The following is a 435-nucleotide window of genomic DNA, read 5'->3' as shown; positions in this document are numbered from 1 at the left end:
GCCGGCGCTTGGCCGAGGGCCGGCGCCGCGAGGACGGCCAACACGAGCGTCGTCGGCAACAGGCTGCGGATTCGCATGCGGGAACACTCCATCAGGGACGCCGGTGCCGTGTGGCGATCCCGACAGCCGATCCGGCGGGCGCGTCCGGCTCGGATCGGGGATCGGGCCTGGATATCACCGGTCGATACAGTTCTCCACGAACATCGCCCGCGCGCGCTCCAGTCTCGTGAAGTCGGCCGCGCTCCCGGGATTGCGCAGTTCCGCGCCCTCCGGCAGCCGCCCGGCGAACCCGGCACCGAGATCGGCCACGAAGGGACGCGGGCCCGTGTAGGTCCCCATCCGGTTCCTGACCTCGACCGTACCGCAGATCCCCCCGGCGCGGCCCAGCCGGAGGCCGGCCAGCCGCGCGTCGGCGCTGCGCAGGTCGCGGCCCAG

Annotated in this window: 1 pseudogene; it reads right to left on the bottom strand. The window is 73.8% G+C overall.

The window, feature by feature from the left end:
* Positions 1-174: 174 nt before the first annotated feature.
* Positions 175-435: pseudogene (locus FV228_RS33695) on the bottom strand (hypothetical protein); the annotation flags it as partial.

The organism is Methylobacterium sp. WL18 (genome assembly GCF_008040015.1).
GTDB classification, from domain to species: Bacteria; Pseudomonadota; Alphaproteobacteria; order Rhizobiales; family Beijerinckiaceae; genus Methylobacterium; species Methylobacterium mesophilicum.
Note: the sequence above shows the minus strand (reverse complement) of the source record. Positions and strands in the feature narration are given on the sequence as shown.